The sequence below is a fragment of the Bifidobacterium sp. ESL1118 genome (genome assembly GCF_058505595.1).
The window spans coordinates 293,034-310,619 of record NZ_CP196371.1 but is presented as its reverse complement, the minus strand read 5'-3'; the positions used below and the strand labels follow the sequence as shown (position 1 = coordinate 310,619).

General features: G+C 54.7%; 14 protein-coding genes and 2 tRNA genes. 2 read left to right on the top strand and 14 right to left on the bottom strand.

Translation table 11 applies throughout. The features are described 5' to 3' along the window. Positions 1–91: 91 nt before the first annotated feature. The 5 genes from ACSYSS_RS01150 to leuC all read right to left on the bottom strand — a co-directional run bounded on the left by ACSYSS_RS01150 (position 92) and on the right by leuC (position 5,685). The gene (locus tag ACSYSS_RS01150) at positions 92–667 is read right to left on the bottom strand and encodes a DNA-3-methyladenine glycosylase (RefSeq protein WP_491703700.1); all 576 of its coding nucleotides are present in this window, start codon (positions 665–667) and stop codon (positions 92–94) included. Positions 668–1,096: 429 nt separating this feature from the next. Next, positions 1,097–2,419 (bottom strand): UDP-N-acetylglucosamine 1-carboxyvinyltransferase, encoded by a 1,323-nt coding sequence (gene murA / locus ACSYSS_RS01145; protein ID WP_491704313.1) that lies wholly within the window; start codon positions 2,417–2,419, stop codon positions 1,097–1,099. A gap of 324 nt (positions 2,420–2,743) precedes the next feature. Then, positions 2,744–3,022: an Lrp/AsnC ligand binding domain-containing protein gene (locus tag ACSYSS_RS01140; protein ID WP_491703699.1), complete on the bottom strand. Its 279-nt coding sequence runs from the start codon at positions 3,020–3,022 to the stop codon at positions 2,744–2,746. Between the two features lie 348 nt (positions 3,023–3,370). Then, entirely contained in the window at positions 3,371–4,048 is a 678-nt protein-coding gene (gene leuD / locus ACSYSS_RS01135) for a 3-isopropylmalate dehydratase small subunit (protein ID WP_491703698.1), read from the bottom strand. A gap of 233 nt (positions 4,049–4,281) precedes the next feature. After that, on the bottom strand, positions 4,282–5,685 hold the full coding sequence (gene leuC, locus ACSYSS_RS01130; RefSeq protein WP_491703697.1) for a 3-isopropylmalate dehydratase large subunit: 1,404 nt from the start codon (positions 5,683–5,685) through the stop codon (positions 4,282–4,284). A 437-nt stretch (positions 5,686–6,122) separates the two neighbouring features. Between leuC and ACSYSS_RS01125 the strand changes: the two genes are divergently transcribed. Continuing rightward, positions 6,123–6,899, top strand: a complete 777-nt coding sequence (locus ACSYSS_RS01125) for an IclR family transcriptional regulator (protein ID WP_491704312.1) — start codon at positions 6,123–6,125, stop codon at positions 6,897–6,899. Positions 6,900–7,046: 147 nt separating this feature from the next. Here the strand turns inward: ACSYSS_RS01125 and ACSYSS_RS01120 are convergent, their stop codons facing one another. The 5 genes from ACSYSS_RS01120 to ACSYSS_RS01100 form a co-directional block, all read right to left on the bottom strand. Next, positions 7,047–8,534 (bottom strand): metallophosphoesterase family protein, encoded by a 1,488-nt coding sequence (locus tag ACSYSS_RS01120; RefSeq protein WP_491703696.1) that lies wholly within the window; start codon positions 8,532–8,534, stop codon positions 7,047–7,049. Positions 8,535–8,680: 146 nt separating this feature from the next. After that, positions 8,681–9,817, bottom strand: a complete 1,137-nt coding sequence (locus ACSYSS_RS01115) for a glycoside hydrolase family 172 protein (protein WP_491703695.1) — start codon at positions 9,815–9,817, stop codon at positions 8,681–8,683. A gap of 88 nt (positions 9,818–9,905) precedes the next feature. Beyond that, positions 9,906–10,715, bottom strand: coding sequence for a carbohydrate ABC transporter permease (locus ACSYSS_RS01110; RefSeq protein ID WP_491703694.1), 810 nt, complete (start codon positions 10,713–10,715; stop codon positions 9,906–9,908). Position 10,716: 1 nt separating this feature from the next. After that, positions 10,717–11,640, bottom strand: coding sequence for a carbohydrate ABC transporter permease (locus tag ACSYSS_RS01105; RefSeq protein WP_491703693.1), 924 nt, complete (start codon positions 11,638–11,640; stop codon positions 10,717–10,719). A gap of 49 nt (positions 11,641–11,689) precedes the next feature. Beyond that, positions 11,690–12,970, bottom strand: a complete 1,281-nt coding sequence (locus ACSYSS_RS01100; protein WP_491703692.1) for an ABC transporter substrate-binding protein — start codon at positions 12,968–12,970, stop codon at positions 11,690–11,692. 300 nt (positions 12,971–13,270) lie between these two features. On the opposite strand from ACSYSS_RS01100, the gene ACSYSS_RS01095 reads away from it, so the two are divergent. Further along, positions 13,271–14,308, top strand: coding sequence for a LacI family DNA-binding transcriptional regulator (locus tag ACSYSS_RS01095; protein WP_491703691.1), 1,038 nt, complete (start codon positions 13,271–13,273; stop codon positions 14,306–14,308). 128 nt (positions 14,309–14,436) lie between these two features. Here the strand turns inward: ACSYSS_RS01095 and ACSYSS_RS01090 are convergent, their stop codons facing one another. The 4 genes from ACSYSS_RS01090 to ACSYSS_RS01075 all read right to left on the bottom strand — a co-directional run bounded on the left by ACSYSS_RS01090 (position 14,437) and on the right by ACSYSS_RS01075 (position 17,509). Then, complete coding sequence (locus ACSYSS_RS01090; RefSeq protein ID WP_491704311.1) at positions 14,437–15,438, bottom strand: glycerophosphodiester phosphodiesterase family protein; 1,002 nt, start codon at positions 15,436–15,438, stop codon at positions 14,437–14,439. Positions 15,439–15,643: 205 nt separating this feature from the next. Further along, positions 15,644–15,715 (bottom strand) — tRNA-Gln (locus ACSYSS_RS01085). A gap of 42 nt (positions 15,716–15,757) precedes the next feature. Beyond that, positions 15,758–15,830, bottom strand: a tRNA-Glu gene (locus ACSYSS_RS01080). A 365-nt stretch (positions 15,831–16,195) separates the two neighbouring features. After that, the gene (locus ACSYSS_RS01075) at positions 16,196–17,509 is read right to left on the bottom strand and encodes an arabinogalactan endo-1,4-beta-galactosidase (protein ID WP_491703690.1); all 1,314 of its coding nucleotides are present in this window, start codon (positions 17,507–17,509) and stop codon (positions 16,196–16,198) included. Between the last annotated feature and the right edge of the window lie 77 nt (positions 17,510–17,586).

Below are 17,586 nucleotides of genomic sequence, written 5' to 3'. Positions count from 1 at the left end.
TGCTGGAATCCCGCCATTTTAGAAACAGCCACGGATGGTTATTGCGGGAAAGTGCTCACGGAACAAAATGAATCTGAAAACCTGAAGAAATTCAGCGGGAACAGTAGGGATTGCCAGCGATAATGTAGCGGCGAGGCCGATCCTTGGCATGGGCCACGCCTACACGCACCGTCGATTCCACCCGTTCACCTTTGCGCAGGTTGCCCTGCACCAATTGCAGTGGCGGCTTGCGCAGGTCGTGACCGTAGAGGCTCATGTCAATGTCGAGCGCTCGGGTGAGCTTACCCGGGCCATTGAGACATTGGCGGATCGGGCGGCCATCGCCGTATCGGGCTCGGATGATGCTTTCGCTGGCATCGTCGACCGGCTCGGCGGCGCGAATGAGTACGCCTGCGCCGAAGCCGTCCTCGCCCGCAGTGACGTTCATGCAGAGGTTCACACCGTAGACCAAATAGATGTAAGCGTGGCCTGCGGGACCGAACATCGCGCGGTTGCGCTCGGTTTTGCCCCTGAACGTATGGCTGGCAGGGTCAAGCTGATCATAGGCCTCGGTCTCAACGATGCGCACTTCGATGCGATCGCCGGACTCAAGACCTCTCACGAATGTGCATCCGAGCAGCTTCTGGGCAACATCATCGGCATCGCCATCAAGAAAATCAGGAGACATGGGACTCATTGTAAGCGCCAATGGCCAAAAACCAACTCACACATCAGCCATTCCAGCAAAACGGTGGTCATTACACACATAAATTTGCCATCAAGGTATTCAGGGAAATCGTTCTAGCTAGTTAGATATTCAGAGAAATCGTTCTGAATAGTTTTCAAAATTGAAGTTTGGAATCAACGCAATTTCAACGATTTGAAATTTGGTCTCTCAGATTTCCCCAGAGAAGTGCCTTTTGAACAAAATTCATGGTGCATCAAAGACCCAAATCGTTCAGAGGGGACTTTTGAGAATAAGTTGTGAAAGACTCAATCCCAAAACGTTGGAATTCCAATGTTTATTAAATCCGAATCAGCGAATTCCTGTCAAAAAGTCCCCTCTGAACGAAAATGATGCACATTCAAGGCTCAATCAGAACAATGATCCTGGATTTCAGTCGAAATCGGCACCGAGCGCAGCAAGTTTGCCGCGGAAGTCTGCGTAGCCGCGGTCGATGAGACTGATTCCCTGCACATTGCTCGGCCCCTTGGCCGCGAGCGCCGCGATGAGGTGGCTGAATCCGCCGCGCAGATCCGGCACATCAATGTCACGCCCCGTCAGAGGCGTAGGCCCGAAAATCACTGCGGAATGCTTGTAGTTGCGCTGCTGGAAACGGCAGGGCAGGCTGCCTAGGCACTCGCGGTAGAGCTGAATGGTGGCACCCATCTGCACCAGCGGCTTGGTGAAACCGAACCTGTTCTCATACACCGTCTCATGCACGATGGAAAGACCTTTGGCCTGAGTCAGAGCCACCACAAGCGGCTGCTGCCAGTCGGTCATGAAGCCTGGGTGTACATCGGTCTCGATGGCCACCGGTTTGAGGTCCCCACCCGGGTGCCAGAAGCGGATACCCTCGTCGGTGACATCGAACTCACCACCCACTTTACGGAACACATTGAGGAAGGTCATCATCTCAGGCTGAGTGGCCCCGCGCACGAAGATATCGCCATGCGTGGCGAGTGCCGCCGAAGCCCAGCTTGCCGCCTCGATGCGATCAGTGAGCGCGGTGTGGCTGAAGCCCTTAAGATGTTTCACGCCCTCGATGCGAAAAGTGCGATCGACATCCACGGAGATGATGGCGCCCATCTTCTGTAAGACGGCCACAAGGTCCATAATCTCGGGCTCAGTGGCGGCACCGGAAAGCTCGGTCTTTCCCTCGGCTTGAACGGCGGCGAGCAGCGTCTGCTCGGTGGCACCGACCGACGGGTAAGGAAGATGAATTTTGGCGCCATGAAGCCCCTCGGGAGCTGTGATATGGATGCCGTCCTTGTGCTCCTTATCCACGATGGCACCGAGTTTACGAAGCGTCTCCAAATGGAAGTCGATGGGCCTGCCGCCGATGTTGCAGCCTCCAAGCTGTGGAATGAAGGCCTCGCCCAGGCGATGCAGCAGTGGGCCGGAGAAGAGAATGGGAATGCGAGAGGACCCAGAAAGCGTGTCCACGTCGGCCACATCAGCAAGCTGGACATGGCTGGCGTCAATGGTGAGGGTGCCTGCCTTCGTGTCGAAGTCCACAGTTGCGCCGTGAAGCCTCAGCAAGTCGGAGACCACCCGCACATCTCGGATCTCGGGCACATTGCGAAGCACGGAGACACCCGGTGCCAGCAATGCAGCCACCATGGCCTTGCTCACAAAGTTCTTGGCTCCGCGCACCTTGATTTCGCCGTTCAGCGGTTTGCCGCCCTCGACGTGCAATACGTCTGTCTCTGCCACCATAACCTCTTTCACCACAATTGCATCAGGCATCCGGCTCCCCAGATTCGACCGGACGGTCAAAAGTGAGCCAAGACTCCATTGCCGAAAACAATAATGCTTACATCAGCTTACACAACCGCAACGTCACTTCTACGCTGGCAGCGGCAAATATAGGAGATCTTGTGGGGCAGCATCATGATGCGTCAGCATTATAGCCGCTTGCAATAGCAACTGATAACGATCCTAGGCAATGCCCAAGCACTGGCCTTAAGGACGTTCAATACAGCGATGATATGACCATACTCAATGGAAACGCAGCAAGACTGATGGCTGGCAATTCAGCGATCAGGCCACACCCAAATCGAATGCAGCCTCATCGTCCTCGGCGGAGTACTGGCGGAATGCCATCAGCGTCTGCGTGCCCGTCACTCCGTCGACTTTGGCGATTTTCCCTGGAATCACATCCGCAAGCTGATTGAAGTCCGGCGTGGAGACAAGCACCACCAAGTCCACATCTCCGGCCACTGAGTAGACACGGGTAACACCTTTGATCTCTGTGATTTTCTGAGCGGCTTCTGAAATCTTGTCAGCCTGGGTAGTAATCAGTACGACAGCATCGGCCATTCTTGCTCCTTTGAACCTATGGTTACCGACGCGGCAATCTGAAGCCACGCCACGGCAATTACCATCAGTATACCGGAATCCCGGCTTAGGCACGGAGCCACGACCAGCTGATAACACGGTGAAATTTCGCGAATTGCATTCAATCAAGTGCGAATGCCTGGAAGCTAGGATGGACAAACACCTCATTGGTCATGGCATAAAAGGAACCTATCAGAAAAGTTCGCGATTCAAATAAGCAACGAATGCCGAAACCGAAACTAATGCGGCAATGGCAATTCCCATGGTACGATAACGAATCCACAGAACTTTCGGTACAATCGCGTATGATTCGGTCGATCCATCAAGAGACTAGGCACCAATCGGACCAGCCCAGGCACTGTCGTCCACCGGACGCGCCGAAGCCACGGACTCTGCGGGTTCGGTCTGTACCGGCTGAGTGACGGGTTTGAACGGGAAACGTTCGGCACGCTTGGCCTCGTAGGCGGCGATGTCACCCTCATGCTGGAGCGTCAGATCGATGTCGTCGAAGCCGTTCATCAGGCGCCAACGGGTGTAGTCATCCACCTCGAAGGGCAGCGTCAAGTCGCCGCAGGTGACGGTGCGGCTCTCCAAATCGACCGTCATATCGCGACCGGGCTCAGCCTCAAGCACAGACCACAGTTCTTCCACATTCTCCTGCGGCATGATGGCGGCGAGCACACCGTTCTTGGCGGTGTTGCCGTAGAAGATATCGGCGAACTTCGGACTGATCACCACACGAAACCCATAGTCGCGCAACGCCCACACGGCGTGCTCACGCGATGACCCAATACCGAAATCGGAGCCGGCCACCAAAACCCGCGGATTGGCGTAGGCCGGCTGGTTGAGTACGAAATCGGGATCGTGACGCCATGCATAGAACAGCGCGTCCTCGAAACCGGTCTTCTTCACCCGCTTCAGGAACACTGCGGGAATAATCTGGTCGGTGTCCACACTCGAACGGCGGAGCGGAACACCCACACCGGTTACCTTGGTTAGTTTCTCCATAATTGCACTTACCTCAAATCTTGTCTTTTTGTCTTTTTCGCCTACACCAGTAACTGGAGTCGGACAAAACGGACAAAAATTGCGCCAATTACGTCCGTTTAATCCACTTTATGAATTTAAGTCGAACAAAACCGACAAATCGGCCACTTTCCGACGGCCATCACACCTTGGCGATGTGTCCTCGTCTAGGCGATTCGTCACCTCGGTGATGCCATCACTTCGCCACGTATCAACTACAGATCAGCGGGGCTGCAGATGGTGCCTCGCACCGCCGTGGCGGCGGCCACCAGAGGCGAAGCCAAGTGCGTGCGCGAGCCCTTGCCCTGCCGGCCGCGGAAGTTGCGGTTGGAGGTGGAGACTGAGCGCTCGCCCGGCACCAGCTTGTCCATATTCATGCCCAGACACATCGAGCAACCGGCGTTGCGCCATTCGGCCCCAAAGTCCGTGAAGACCTTGTCAAGCCCCTCCTTTTCAGCCTGCAGACGGGCGCGGGAGGATGCCGGAACAACCAACACCCGATGGATGGAATCGGCCTTGTGGCGGCCTTTCATTACTGAGGCGGCGGCACGAAGATCCTCAATGCGGCCGTTGGTGCAGGAGCCAATGAACACTGTGTCAACCGGAATGTCTTTGATGCGGGTGCCGGGTTTGAGACCCATGTAATCCAACGACGCAGCGACCGCGTCGCGTTTGGCCGGGTCGCTGAAGCTCGCCGAATCGGGTACGTAAGAGTTGATTGGCTCACCCTCTCCGGGGTTCGTGCCCCACGTGACATACGGCGAAAGCGTGGAGGCATCGATGGTGACCTCCTTGTCGAACTTCGCGCCTTCATCGGTGTGCAGCGTCTGCCAATAGGCCATCGCCTTATCCCACATCTCTCCTTTGGGCGCGTGCGGACGGCCCTTCAAATATTCGTACGTGGTCTTATCGGGGGCAATCATGCCCGCACGGGCACCCGCTTCGATGGACATATTGCAGATGGTCATGCGCTCGTCCATGGACAGGGCTCGGATGGCGGAACCACGGTATTCGATGACGTGGCCCTGCCCGCCGCCGATGCCGATCTTGGCAATGATGGCCAAGATGATGTCTTTGGCGGTGACTCCTTGTGGCAGCTCGCCTTCGACGTTCACGGCCATGGTCTTGAACGGTTTCAAGGAAAGGGTCTGCGTGGCCATGACGTGTTCCACCTCGGAGGTGCCGATGCCAAAGGCGAGCGCTCCGAACGCACCGTGGGTGGAGGTGTGCGAGTCACCGCAGACGATGGTCATGCCGGGCTGTGTTAAGCCGAGCTCCGGAGCGAAGGCATGCACAATGCCCTGGTCGGCGTCGCCAAGCTTATGAAGACGCACACCGAAGTCCTTGCAGTTCTTCTCCAGCGTAGTGAGCTGAATTTCGGAGACCTTGTCTGGATTGGACTTGTCAATGTCGACCGTAGGGGTGTTGTGGTCTTCCGTGGCTATGAGCAGATTCGTGTGCCTCGGCTTGCGGCCAGCCAAGCGCAGTCCTTCGAACGCCTGTGGGCTCGTCACCTCGTGCATGAGCATCAGGTCGATATACAGCAGGTCGGGTGCGCCGTCTTTGCCACGCCTGACCAAATGGTCATCCCAAACTTTCTCGGCCAACGTTCTTGCCATACGCCCTCCTTTGATGTATGCAAGTTGCCTTTGAACACTCAACAACCATGAGACTCAATAACTACATGAAGCTCGAACCTTAGTTGATACATAGCAGTATGGGCGTTTAGTTCAAAAATGGACATTTTTATTTCAGTATGTGAGAAAACGCCACGATGTGAGATAGAACACCCTCCCTCGTATACTATTGGTGTATGAATTCATCAGCGTTTTCAGCATCGGCTGCAACACCACAGTCACTTATGCCAAACTTGCCTAGTGAGAACGGTTCTGAATCGAATGCGGTTTATCTTGCTACCGTGGACACGCATGCGTCCAAGCCTCGGTCGGCTAGTGATCAGAATGTGGAATCCTCTTCCTCGGCTTCAAACCCAGCTTCGCGCATTTCGCACACCGCTCATGCTGCAGCCGGCAGTCGCCGAACATTATCGCCGGATTTGGAGAACGCCACATATCACATCCACCCCGAATCCCTGAACCCTGCCAAGCCTGAAGTGCACTCCGGCGTAGGAGTGCTCGACAAGACCATCAAAATCATCGACGCCCTGGAATCCGGCCCGGCCACACTCGGCCAATTGGTGGAACTGACCGGTTTGGCACGCCCCACGGCCCACAGACTCGCCATCGCCCTGGAAAAACACCGCTTCGTGCTCCGCGACACCCACGGCCGCTTTGTGCTTGGCTCACGCTTCGCCGAGCTGGCCACCGCAGCCGGTGAGGACCGCCTACTGACCGCAGCCAACCCCGTCTTGCAGACGCTGCTGGAGCGCACCGGCGAGTCCGCCCAGATCTTTCGACGCCAAGGCGACCAGCGCGTGTGCATCGCCGCCGTGGAACGGAGCAGCGGCCTGCATGACTCCATCCCCGTAGGTGCCCTACTCTCCATGCGAGCCGGCTCGGCGGCGCAGATTCTGCTCGCTTGGGAGGAGTCCGAGCGTATGCACGAGGGGCTGCGCCACGCCAAATTCACCGCGTCCACGCTGGCAGCGGTGCGCCGGCGCGGCTGGAGCGACTCGGCCAACGAACGCGAGCAAGGTATCTGCTCCGTCTCGGCACCCATCCGCAACGCCTCGAACCAGGTGATCGCCGCCATCTCCATCTCCGGACCATCCGGGCGCATGGGGCTGACCCCCGGCAAGAGGTACGCCCCCTACGTCATGGCCGGCGGCCGCTACCTAAGCCAAGCCCTGCGCAAGGCGAGCGCCGGGCGGTAAACCCCATATCGATTGTTTATGACACTGCGCTACTACTGATTGCGACATCAAACGTCGCAATCAGTAGCGCGAGCTATATTCCTCTACCAATTCAGTCACCAAACGACGCAAAAGGTAGCGGCAGCCATTCCCGAGCCCGTCGACAACCTACTTTTTCAAATGGAGCTTGCGCAGGAATTGAGCGAGAGGACGGGGCCGGCGCAGCAGGTCCGTGCCCTCGCGCTCGGTGTCACGGGCACCATTGAGATCGAACGTGTAGGCGCCGTGGGCCTTGGGCTTGCCCACCAACTCACCGAATTCGAGCAGCTGGGTGCGCGGCTCGTATGGATGACGGATGTCGAACTCCAGAAGGCGCGAGGCGCGCTGGGCCGGGGCCGGGCCATAGGAGCCGAATCCACAGGTGGGTGTGGCCATCATGGTCAGGCCTTCGCTCTTGCCTACGAACCGGTTGCGGTGGTCATGGCCGGCGAGCACGGCGAAGTAACCATGAGTGCCGGTGAGCTGGGCGAACTCCCCCATGTCCATGTCGGGGCAACTCACGCCTTCCCCCAGAAAGCTGCCTGGAAGGGTTTTGGACTCATCGATGATGAATGTGCGGCCCGCGAATGTGCGGTAGCCTTCCACAGCATGATCAGTAGTGGGCGGCACTTCTTTGAGCAAATCGTAATACTGGGGCAACGGGATGTGCTGGAACACCATGGACTGTGCGCCGAGCGTTTGGGGCACCGCCTTCAAGAAGTCCATGGAACGCTGGCTTGGAGCCGCATAACCCCCGAGCTTGCCGTAATCGCCGGAATTGAGCATCACCAGACCAAGCACAGTGCGGGAATGATCGGTATCGCTTACCGGCAGAGCGAACGTACCCGGTTCGCAGGGGTAGACCAGTTCGTCCGGCAAGCCGGAACCTGGCTGGCGGCGCGGATGTCCAAAGACGTTGGCTTCGGCAGAAGCACTGTGAGAGGTGCGAGCACTGTTGCCGCTACCGTCACTGCCATGTTGGCTTGCAAGACCTGAACCACCAGTCTCGCCGCCGGCCTTATCGCCGGGTCCGTGTTGACTTCCGCGGGTATCCAAACCCGCCATCCCCCGTGTGCCTGCGGTGTCGGGTTCTGGGTTGAGACAGCCGGGAAACTCACGATAGATGCCATCCTGCTCCGTCGGACTCAAACCACACTGAAAGTCATGGTTACCGTAGGTAACGGCCCAAGGAATGCCGCGCTGGACCAAGGGCGCGACGAGCTGGGAGATGAAGCCACGCACTGTCTCACGTAATTTATCGTGGTCCTCAGCCCGTTTGCGGACGGCGGCAGGACTCATGGCCCAACGCTGCGAAGTCCACGTGCGCTTGCGAAAGGTGGCGGCATAGGCCTCGTCGTAACCGGCGATCTGATTGCCTGTGAAAATCACCACGTCCGGACGGGCCGCATCCAGCGAGGCCTCCATCAGGCGTGTGGTGTCGGCGTTGAGCTTGGGACCATCCTGCACGTCGGCGAAGAGGAGCACACGGAACTTACCTGAATCGTGGAACTGCAACCGTCCAAGCCTGGCGGAAATGGAAACCGGACGCCTGTCCCATGGTTGGGCGGGCTGAATGCGCGGCCGCGACGACGCACTGCCAGTTATTTGTTCGGACATGTCTTCTACTGTACCAGCCCATAATCATCGAATACAACATTGTCTATTACCGATATTCGTCAATGCAACATGCAAAGGCTTGCCTCTGTTTGCAAATCCTCTGCAACCAGACGACAAGCCCTCATTAATCGGAAATCCATGTATGGCTACTCAAGCCATTGTTCCACCGGCAACGGCTTAAGCTGCTCGTCAGGCACATCGGTGTAGAAGTATGCGCAAGACGACCAATCGTCCTGCCGCTCGAACAACTCAGGCTGCACGATCTTAGGGTTGATATTCGGAATGTCGATCATGTTGCCGTTCACCGAAGGATACTCGAATCCAGTCTGGAGCTGATGCCAATGGAACAGGGCCTTGTTCAGCTCGTCATTGGTGTCGAAACCGCCAATCTGCTGAATGGTGATCCTGATGTTCCTGTGGAAGTACACCGGATCGGGAATATGCAGTCGATAGCAGCCGACCACCATGTTCTTGCTGTCGTAATACTGGCTCCCATGATACTGGGAATGGAATTGATCCTGCCCCCAGGCGGTGGAAACATAATCCTCCACACCGGTGCCGCACAATGTGGGATAATCCTCATCCCCGTCAATGTAGCCCTTGACCTCTCCTTCGCCCCACCACGCTTGGAAATAGCGATCGGTGTCGCACACGATGCCAAGGTTCACACCCAGGAAACGCCCTTTGCCGGTGACGTTAGGAAGAATCTCAAAATCCTGACGGTACTGCGTGGGATTCTGCCGATTGAAGAAGGAGTGGAAATACAAGGTGTCGTCTTCGACCTGATCGCCAATGGTGTAATCAACCGCATAATAGAAATGCTTGATGTCTTCTCCCGAACGATTCTGCACTGTGATTTTCATTCCCGTCTTGAACGGCATGGGAATCATCGTGACGAAGCTACGGCCTTCTGGACTCGAGAACAAGGCATTGTCGAACGTGGCCATGTGCTTGGGACCATGGCAGAAGAAATCGCCCAAAGGCGCAGTCACCGCAGGGGTATCGGCTCCATCCCAATACATCCGCACGACAGTTCCACGCTGCACCTGCGGATCCAGCGGGTCCGTGGTGATCCAGATGCGACGGACCACGCCTGAAGTCCGAGACGCCTCGGCCAGAACGGATTCCTCCCCATCATGCAGGGTGAACCAAGCGGAGCCCTTTCTTCCGTTCCGCTTAATTCCTCCTTTGCCCTTCTCGCCCAATGGATTCTCATGGGTGGCCCAACGCGTTTCCACACGCTCGGGAACGCTGCACAGATTTGCGATATCGTATGACTTCATTGCTGCAAACTCCTTATTGCCGACCATACTGTTTCATGATACGCACTACGCGTATTACCTATATGAATAGAGATCTTTCGTTGTTTCATTACTTGATTCCTACAGTCGCTATCCCCTCCTTGAGCTGACGCTGGACGAAGAAGAACAGCACGAACACCGGCAACACGGAGAGCGCAGCGGTGGCTAGCAGGATATTCCAATTCACTGAGTACCCGGAAACCATATTCGCCAGATAGACCTGAAGCGTATTGAGCTTATCGTTCTTATTGACAACCAGCGGCCACAGGTAGTTGTTCCAGGATGCCAGGAAGAACGAGATGATGAGGGGGACGATCATGGGTCTGGAAAGCGGAAGCACGATGGTGAAGAACCTCCTCAGCACGCCGCATCCGTCGAGCTCGGCGGCCTCCTCCAGCTCCTTTGGAAAGTCCATATAGAACTGCCGGAAGAGGAATATTCCATAGGCGTTGAAGATCTGCGGAATAATCAGACCCCAATAGGAATTGGTCATCCCAAGCATTTTCGTGACCATGAACTGCGGAATGAGGATGGCGGAAAGCGGAACCATCAACGTCGCCACAATGAGTCCGAACACCAGTTTTCGACCGGGAAATTCGAGTCTGGCCAACGCATAGCCACACATCGAGTGGAAGATCATAGCCACAAATGTAACGACGATCGAAATCAGCAGCGAATTGCCCATCGCCCTCAGGAAACCTGGCGTGAGGGAATCCTTGTAGGAATCCCAAGTGAAGGGATGGGGAATCAGCGAGATGGTGAATACGTCTCCGCTGGTCTTGAACCCGCTGATGAACAGAATGATGATCGGGAAGATGAAGCCAATCGACATTATAATCAGCAGGGCATATACCAAGGTTTTCGCTATTTTTGCATGCATTTCAGGCCTCTTCCTTGTTTTCCGTCAACTTCATCTGAATAATCGAGATAACCAGCAACACCAGGAAGATCATGACGGACATTGCCGAGCCATAGCCCATCTTGAGCATTCCGAACGACTGGTTGAAGATATAGAGCACTCCGACCTGTGTCGACTCGTTCGGGCCGCCCTGCGTCATGACCATGATGATATCCATGATCTGGAATGCCGTGATCGTCGTCGTCACCAAAACAAACACACTGGTTCTCTTGACCAGTGGAATCGTAATCTTGAAGAATTGCTGGACCTTCGAGGCTCCGTCAAGCTCGGCCGCCTCATAGCATTCGGTCGGAATGTTTTTAATCGCCGAGTTGAACAATATGGTGACGTAGCCAAGATTGATCCAGACCATAACGACCACGACCGAGATCAGCGCCTGCTTCGATGAACCGATGAATTGCTGGTCAGGAATGCCCAGCATGTTCAACAGGCTATTGAGGTATCCGTTCTTCTCGCTGTACAGAAACATCCACAGTGTGGCGGCGACCACGGAAGTGACCGAGAACGGGAGCAGAAAGGCCGTCTTTACAAAGCTTCCGAGGTGCTTGGGCAGATAGTTGACCACTGCGGCAAGCACCAACGAAAAGACGAACACCAGCGGCACATACTCCAAGGCGAGTATCAGCGTGCGCAGCAGGGACGCCCACCACTTCTGATCGCCGAACATCCTCACATAATTGGAGAACCCGGCGAACTTCGGCGGCTGCACCATATTCCAATCAAAGAACGAATAATACAGGGCAAAGAAAATCGGAACGACCACAAATACGGTCAATCCAATGACATCAGGAAGCACAAAAAGAATCCCGGCTCTGGCATCATGCCGTTTCTTGTCGGATTCGGAATTTTGCTTCCGCGTCATTTGCGTAGATGAATCAGCACTCATAACGTATCCTTCTTTCTCAAATTCATGGAGAATCGCACTACATGCATTCTCATTGTTGAATCCTGTCGCCTACCGATTTTTCTATTGCCGTCTGCGCCTTGGATGCGGCCGTCTTGCCCGACTCTCCACCGAACATGACGCCCTGCAAGGCATCGCCCATCGCATCGGTGACATCGGCGGGAAGACTGACTTCAGGCCGTGAAGTGCTATACATCTTCGTAAACGTGGCCCTCAGGCCCTTGTTGTACAGCTTGGAGTTCCTGCGGATGATCGACCTACGCGCTGGGTAGGCGAATTTGGCTTTTGTCACCCAAGCCGATGCAAAGTCCTCGTTCTTCGGGTTGCCGTACAAACTGAAGATGAAGTCAGCGGCCTGCTTGATGTGCTTGGACTTCGAGCTGACCGCAAGTTTCTGCCCGCCGGAAACCGTGATGTGGTTCTTGCCGTCGGGAGAAGGAAGGGGAACGACACCGATATTGATATTGCTGTATTTGCTCTCCAGATCGTTGATGGCAAACGAGCCTGAAACCTGCATGGCGGAGGTATGGGTCGCAAGGCTGCTGCTGTCCCATGGGCCTATCTGCAACGACCCTGGAGCGGTTCTGTCTTTGAAGAACGAGCCCCAAAAATCAAGGGCCTTCGCCATCTGAGGGGTGTCCACCGTGACTTTTCCTGATCTATCCGTCACACTGGCATGCTGCATCCACATAAACGGCCAAAAATCATACAGCGTGTAACCTGATTTTTCAACGGGAAGCACCAAACCATATTGCTTATCCGTCGTCAACTTCTTGGCATCCTGGCTGAGTTCAGACCATGTGCTGGGCGGCTCGATTCCGGACTTGGCCAGCACATCCTTGTCGTAATACAGACCCAGCAAGTCCATTTCGAACGGAAGGGCGAGCTTTTTACCTCCATATGTCACCGAATCAATCATCGACGGCAGAATGTCCTTGGTGAGCGCCGGACTGTAATAGGAATCCAGATCTGCAAGCATGCCTGCTCCAGCAAACTTGGTGAATGTAGCGGGCTCAACGTAAAAGATATCCGGCGAATCACCATTGGCGAATGCGATGGTAATTGCAGTGGTGCTGTAATCGCTCTGGTTCACCACTTTGTGATCGATGAACACATCCTTATGCTCGGCATTGTACTTCTTGACCGCCTTATCAAGGTACTCAGCCTCAGAGCCTGTTTGGAAGCTCCAGAATTGCAACGTCACCGGCCGCTGTGCAGAGCTGCCTCCGCACGCCGCCAGACCCAATCCCATGGCAATGGCCGAAAGAAAACAGATAACACGTTTAGCAAGCGCTTTCCCTTTTCTCTTCATTGACTACCTCCTTGTTACATCTTCAATATTCCACGTAATTTAGCGCCGCAGTGACACTTCAATACGCAAAGAACTAATCAAGCATCGGTTACTTTCTTATTCTGAATGATAGCGCTTGCATTTTTAAACACAAAATCGGCGTGTTTTATTTTAAAAAATCGCATCAATAGGAAACACGCACATTTTTTAACGTTTATTTTTGCGATAAAATGCTATATATGGAACGCAAGCGCTTTCTTTGACTTGGTTATGAGTATATTCGGGTTCACAAACAAGGCCGATTAATATCAGGGAGTTTGAATGACAACACTTCACGATGTCGCACTTAGCGCAGGCGTATCAGACGCCACCGCATCACGAGCGTTACGAGGTGTTGGCAAAGTCAAAACCAAAACGAGGCTCAAAGTCATCGAAACGGCGCAGATGCTCAATTTCACACTTTCCAGGAACGCCTCATCGCTCGCAACTGGAAAGACGATGAGAGTCACCATCCTGCTGGGCACCCCACTCAACACCTGGTTCAGCGCCAACTGCCTGGAGGGAGCGTACGAGGTGCTGGTCAACCAAGGTTATGACCCAATTCCTAACATTGTGCGGACCGAGAACGACCTGCATACCTTCCTCGCAAACTTACCGACCAACAAACGCAATATGGACGGATTAATCATTACATCAATCAAGTTCGACGACTATGCTGACATCAGCCTCGACTCATTTGGCATACCCACAGTCGGACTTGATGCCATGAATTCCGAGCTTCTCGACGCCAGCGTATCCGTAGACAATGAGTATTCGATGCTCACCGCGGTCAGATTCCTCAAAGGTCTTGGTCACAAGACGATCGGGTATGTGCAGCACCCACATCCGAACCTGTTTCCCTCAAACTCAGAGCTGCGGGAATCGTATTTCAAAACCGCCACTAAAGAGCTAGGGTACGCCAATAAAGACATCGTTCTATTCGAGGCTGATAGAAATCCGACGACGCGGACAATGACGTTTGAAACCGCCACAGCAGAAGTTGCAGGACGAATCGTATCCTCACCCACCCATCCGACCGCACTGTGCGTCGAAACGGACGAGGCGGCCATTGCACTCATGAAAAGCCTTGAATCATTAGGAGTGCACGTGCCTGAAGATATCTCAATCATCGGTTTCGACGACGACGACCGTGCCGAGCTGGCAAACCTCACCACAATCCGCCAAGACCCTGTCAGCATGGCACGCATGGCAGCTCAACGTCTCATCGCCCTCATGAACGGAACCGAAATCGACGACCCGTCCATACTCTTTAAAACCACACTGATACCACGCGGCAGCACAACGAAACCACTGATTTAGTTTCAACGCATGCGATGAGCGTGCTGTTGCCCCGTATTGAGGTGGAGACTCCAGAAACATCGCCAACTGGCTGTGCAGAATCGTATACACGGGACGCCGCTCGCCGCCACCGGTGGAACAGCTCTCAGTCACCACTGAGCCGGCGGCAGGAACGATTCAAAGATATGACGCGTGAACATAGGCTCAGCCTTCGTCAGTTCGTCAGCGCTGCGAACGGTCCAAGCCACAGGAATCGCACCGGACTTTCGGACAATGGCGACAGGCAGTTTGGAACCGGTATGCCAATCGTAGGCAATGAAATCCGGGCGGCCGATGAAGTTGAGGAGCAGTTCGCCGCTCATCCACGGTATCAGCTTATGCTTCTTCAACTGGGTCTTGAAATCGCTACCAGCAGCCAGCTGGCCGCGGCAGACCTCAGGTCTGTGCTGCCTGTACCAACAAAGCACCAGCGGATTGAACGACTCAATGACGTAAGGGCCACTATAGGCTCTGAGCAACTCATCACCCTTGGACATGAGCTCCTCCTCATACGTCCACCAATCCTTGTGGTTTATCTTATATTCCACAATGATGGGCACACGGCCTGCCACCAGATTCAGCACGTCTGAAAACAACGGCACATGCTGGAAGTCGCCGCCCTGACCGGCAGCGTCGGCATTGACCTTGACCTTCGAATCACCAGGCTTCGCCGGTGCTGGGAACAGCGGAATATGAGTCAACTCTTCATATGTGAGGTCTTCAACAAGACGCGGGTCGCCGGCCACGCGCTTGAGACCAGCATCATGAACCACAACCACTTGCCCGTCTTTGGTGAGCTGGATGTCAAGCTCAATGCCATAGCCAGCCTCGCAAGCGGCGGCGAAGGCGGCCATCGAGTTCTCCGGAGCAATCGGCCGTGGGCTGTCAGCGGATCCGTAGCCCGCTTTTGCTGCCATGGAGCGGACTAAAGCCACATACTCGCCACTGGTCCGTTCATATCCCTTCGTCAGCCCTGAGCCGGCATCGTGCAGACCGCGATGCGCGTAAAACACATCCGGCACATCACAGGCGCGAGCAATTCTTCGATGTTCCACATTACGGGGCATCATTGCCCACAAGGCCGCACCCGCGCCAACCGTCGCGAGCACCATCGAGCGCTTTGCCAAGTTCCGAACCTTCACTATAAGATACCTCCTGGCGCTTGGACACACCACTAGTTTCTCTTCAACATTACAATGCGAATGCAACACTGACGGAACCAAAGCACAAGATGATAGCGAACACGAGCATATGCAATCTCCGACATCGGATCAGAAATATAAAAGCCACGAAAATCCGCGGTCTCAATCATTTTCGCTGGGGTACCTGGACTCGAACCAAGAACAGATGAACCAGAATCACCCGTGTTGCCAATTACACCATACCCCAATTGACTCGCACCGTAGTGCTGTTACACACTATAGCACTTCGTACCCCCGACCGGATTTGGACCGGTGTTGGCGCCGTGAGAGGGCGTAGTCCTAGACCGCTAGACGACGGGGGCATTCAATTATCTGTTGCCTCATTAAAGGCAACAGATAATCAGTATATGAAAACGCAGCCCTGCATGCAAGGCGGCGTGTCGAAGAGCGGTTTTCACCCCATCTCAGGCCCATTCTTCGTTCAGCAAGTACATTCTAGAGACAAACAAAACTAATCAGAGACAGCAACGTCGACAAAACATTATCCTCCTGCTTTACATAGGGAGATTGTTCTGGAATCCTTTGATAGCAAAACGAGAATGGCGGAATTCCGCCATTCTCAAAATCACAAACCTCGTTTTGCCCAGAAAATCTCCCTACTTAAAATTGAAAACCGTTCTCTGACCATTCCGAGGCCACACAAGCTCGAGCCACGGATGCATTTCATTCATAGCCTTGAGCCAGTATGGAGATATGAGAAAATCGGCAATGAAGGCAATGCTCGCCCATCAAAATCGAACAACGTTTGATTGTCCACCGCCGTACCTCCCCAATACTTTCCAGCATCATCGGGGTCGTATTCCCCAGAGGCCTCGCTCGCCCAACCACTTCCGAATTGGTTCCACTTCTGCACGAGATCTGGATTCGATTTTCCGCCAATCCCCACCGGAACCCATGCCGGCTCCCAGTAAAACAGTCCCAGCCCATCATCGTGCCCATCGCCATCGTTGTCGCCCACGTTATGAACCGCCGAAGCGACATCGCGCACAGCATCGGCCTGCCCCTGCGGGCTGATGGGGTACTTGGCAAGATCAGCACCGGCAGTCTGCGAGGACACGGAATTAGGGTGACCGTCACCTTCATCAAAAGTGTACAGCCAAGACGTTTCGGCGACCATGACATCCTTCTTGTACATCGCGGCAACCTGCTTCAACACCGCAGTCAGATTAGCCGTGCTGCCATGCCAATAGGGATAGTAGGAACTTGCAAAAACATCATAATCAACATGGTATTTGTCGAGCTGCTGAGCAAACCATGCATACAGACCCTCTCGTTCGGGATTGGCAAAATGCAAAACGACTTTCGCACCCATCTCGCTCTCACGAACAGCGCGGCTTCCTGCATTCAGCACTTTCGAAACGCCAGGCCATCCGCTGACACCCGCAACGTTTCCATTGATTTCATTGCCAACCTGCACCATGCCGACATCAACACCATCCTGTTTGAGAAGGCCAAGGCTGTCCTTGGTGTACTGATACACAGCATCCGCCGTCTTGTCTGCATCGCCATTCAGCCCTTTCCATGCCTTCGGAGCCTGTTGTTTGCCAGGGTCGGTCCAAAAATCCGAATATTGAAAGTCAATCATGACCTTCATACCGGCATCAGTGGCCCTTTTGCCCATGATGGCGGCTCGAGCGATATCCACGTTCCCGCCGCCATATCCCTGCCCTGAGGCATTGAATGGATCGTTCCAGACCCGCAGCCGAATGTAGTTCACCCCGGAGCTCTTCAGAAGATCGAACAGATCGCGAACATTGCCATCACGGTCTTTGAAGGTGACGCCACTCTCCTCCAACGACAGCATGGACGAGACATCCATTCCCGAGATGAAATCATCATCGAGTCCATCAATCCTCTCGACCGCAACGCCGGAGTGCTCTGGACCCTCATCATCGGCAGCCGCCACGCCTCCGCCACAAGCCATCAACACCATGGCAGCGCATGCTGCAATAATCGTCCGCGGCACATTCCTCATTGACATCGTCATTCCTCCTTTGACGAAGGACACCCATACTGTGCCCCATTCTCGTTGCACGCGCAATTGTGTGCAACGAGAAC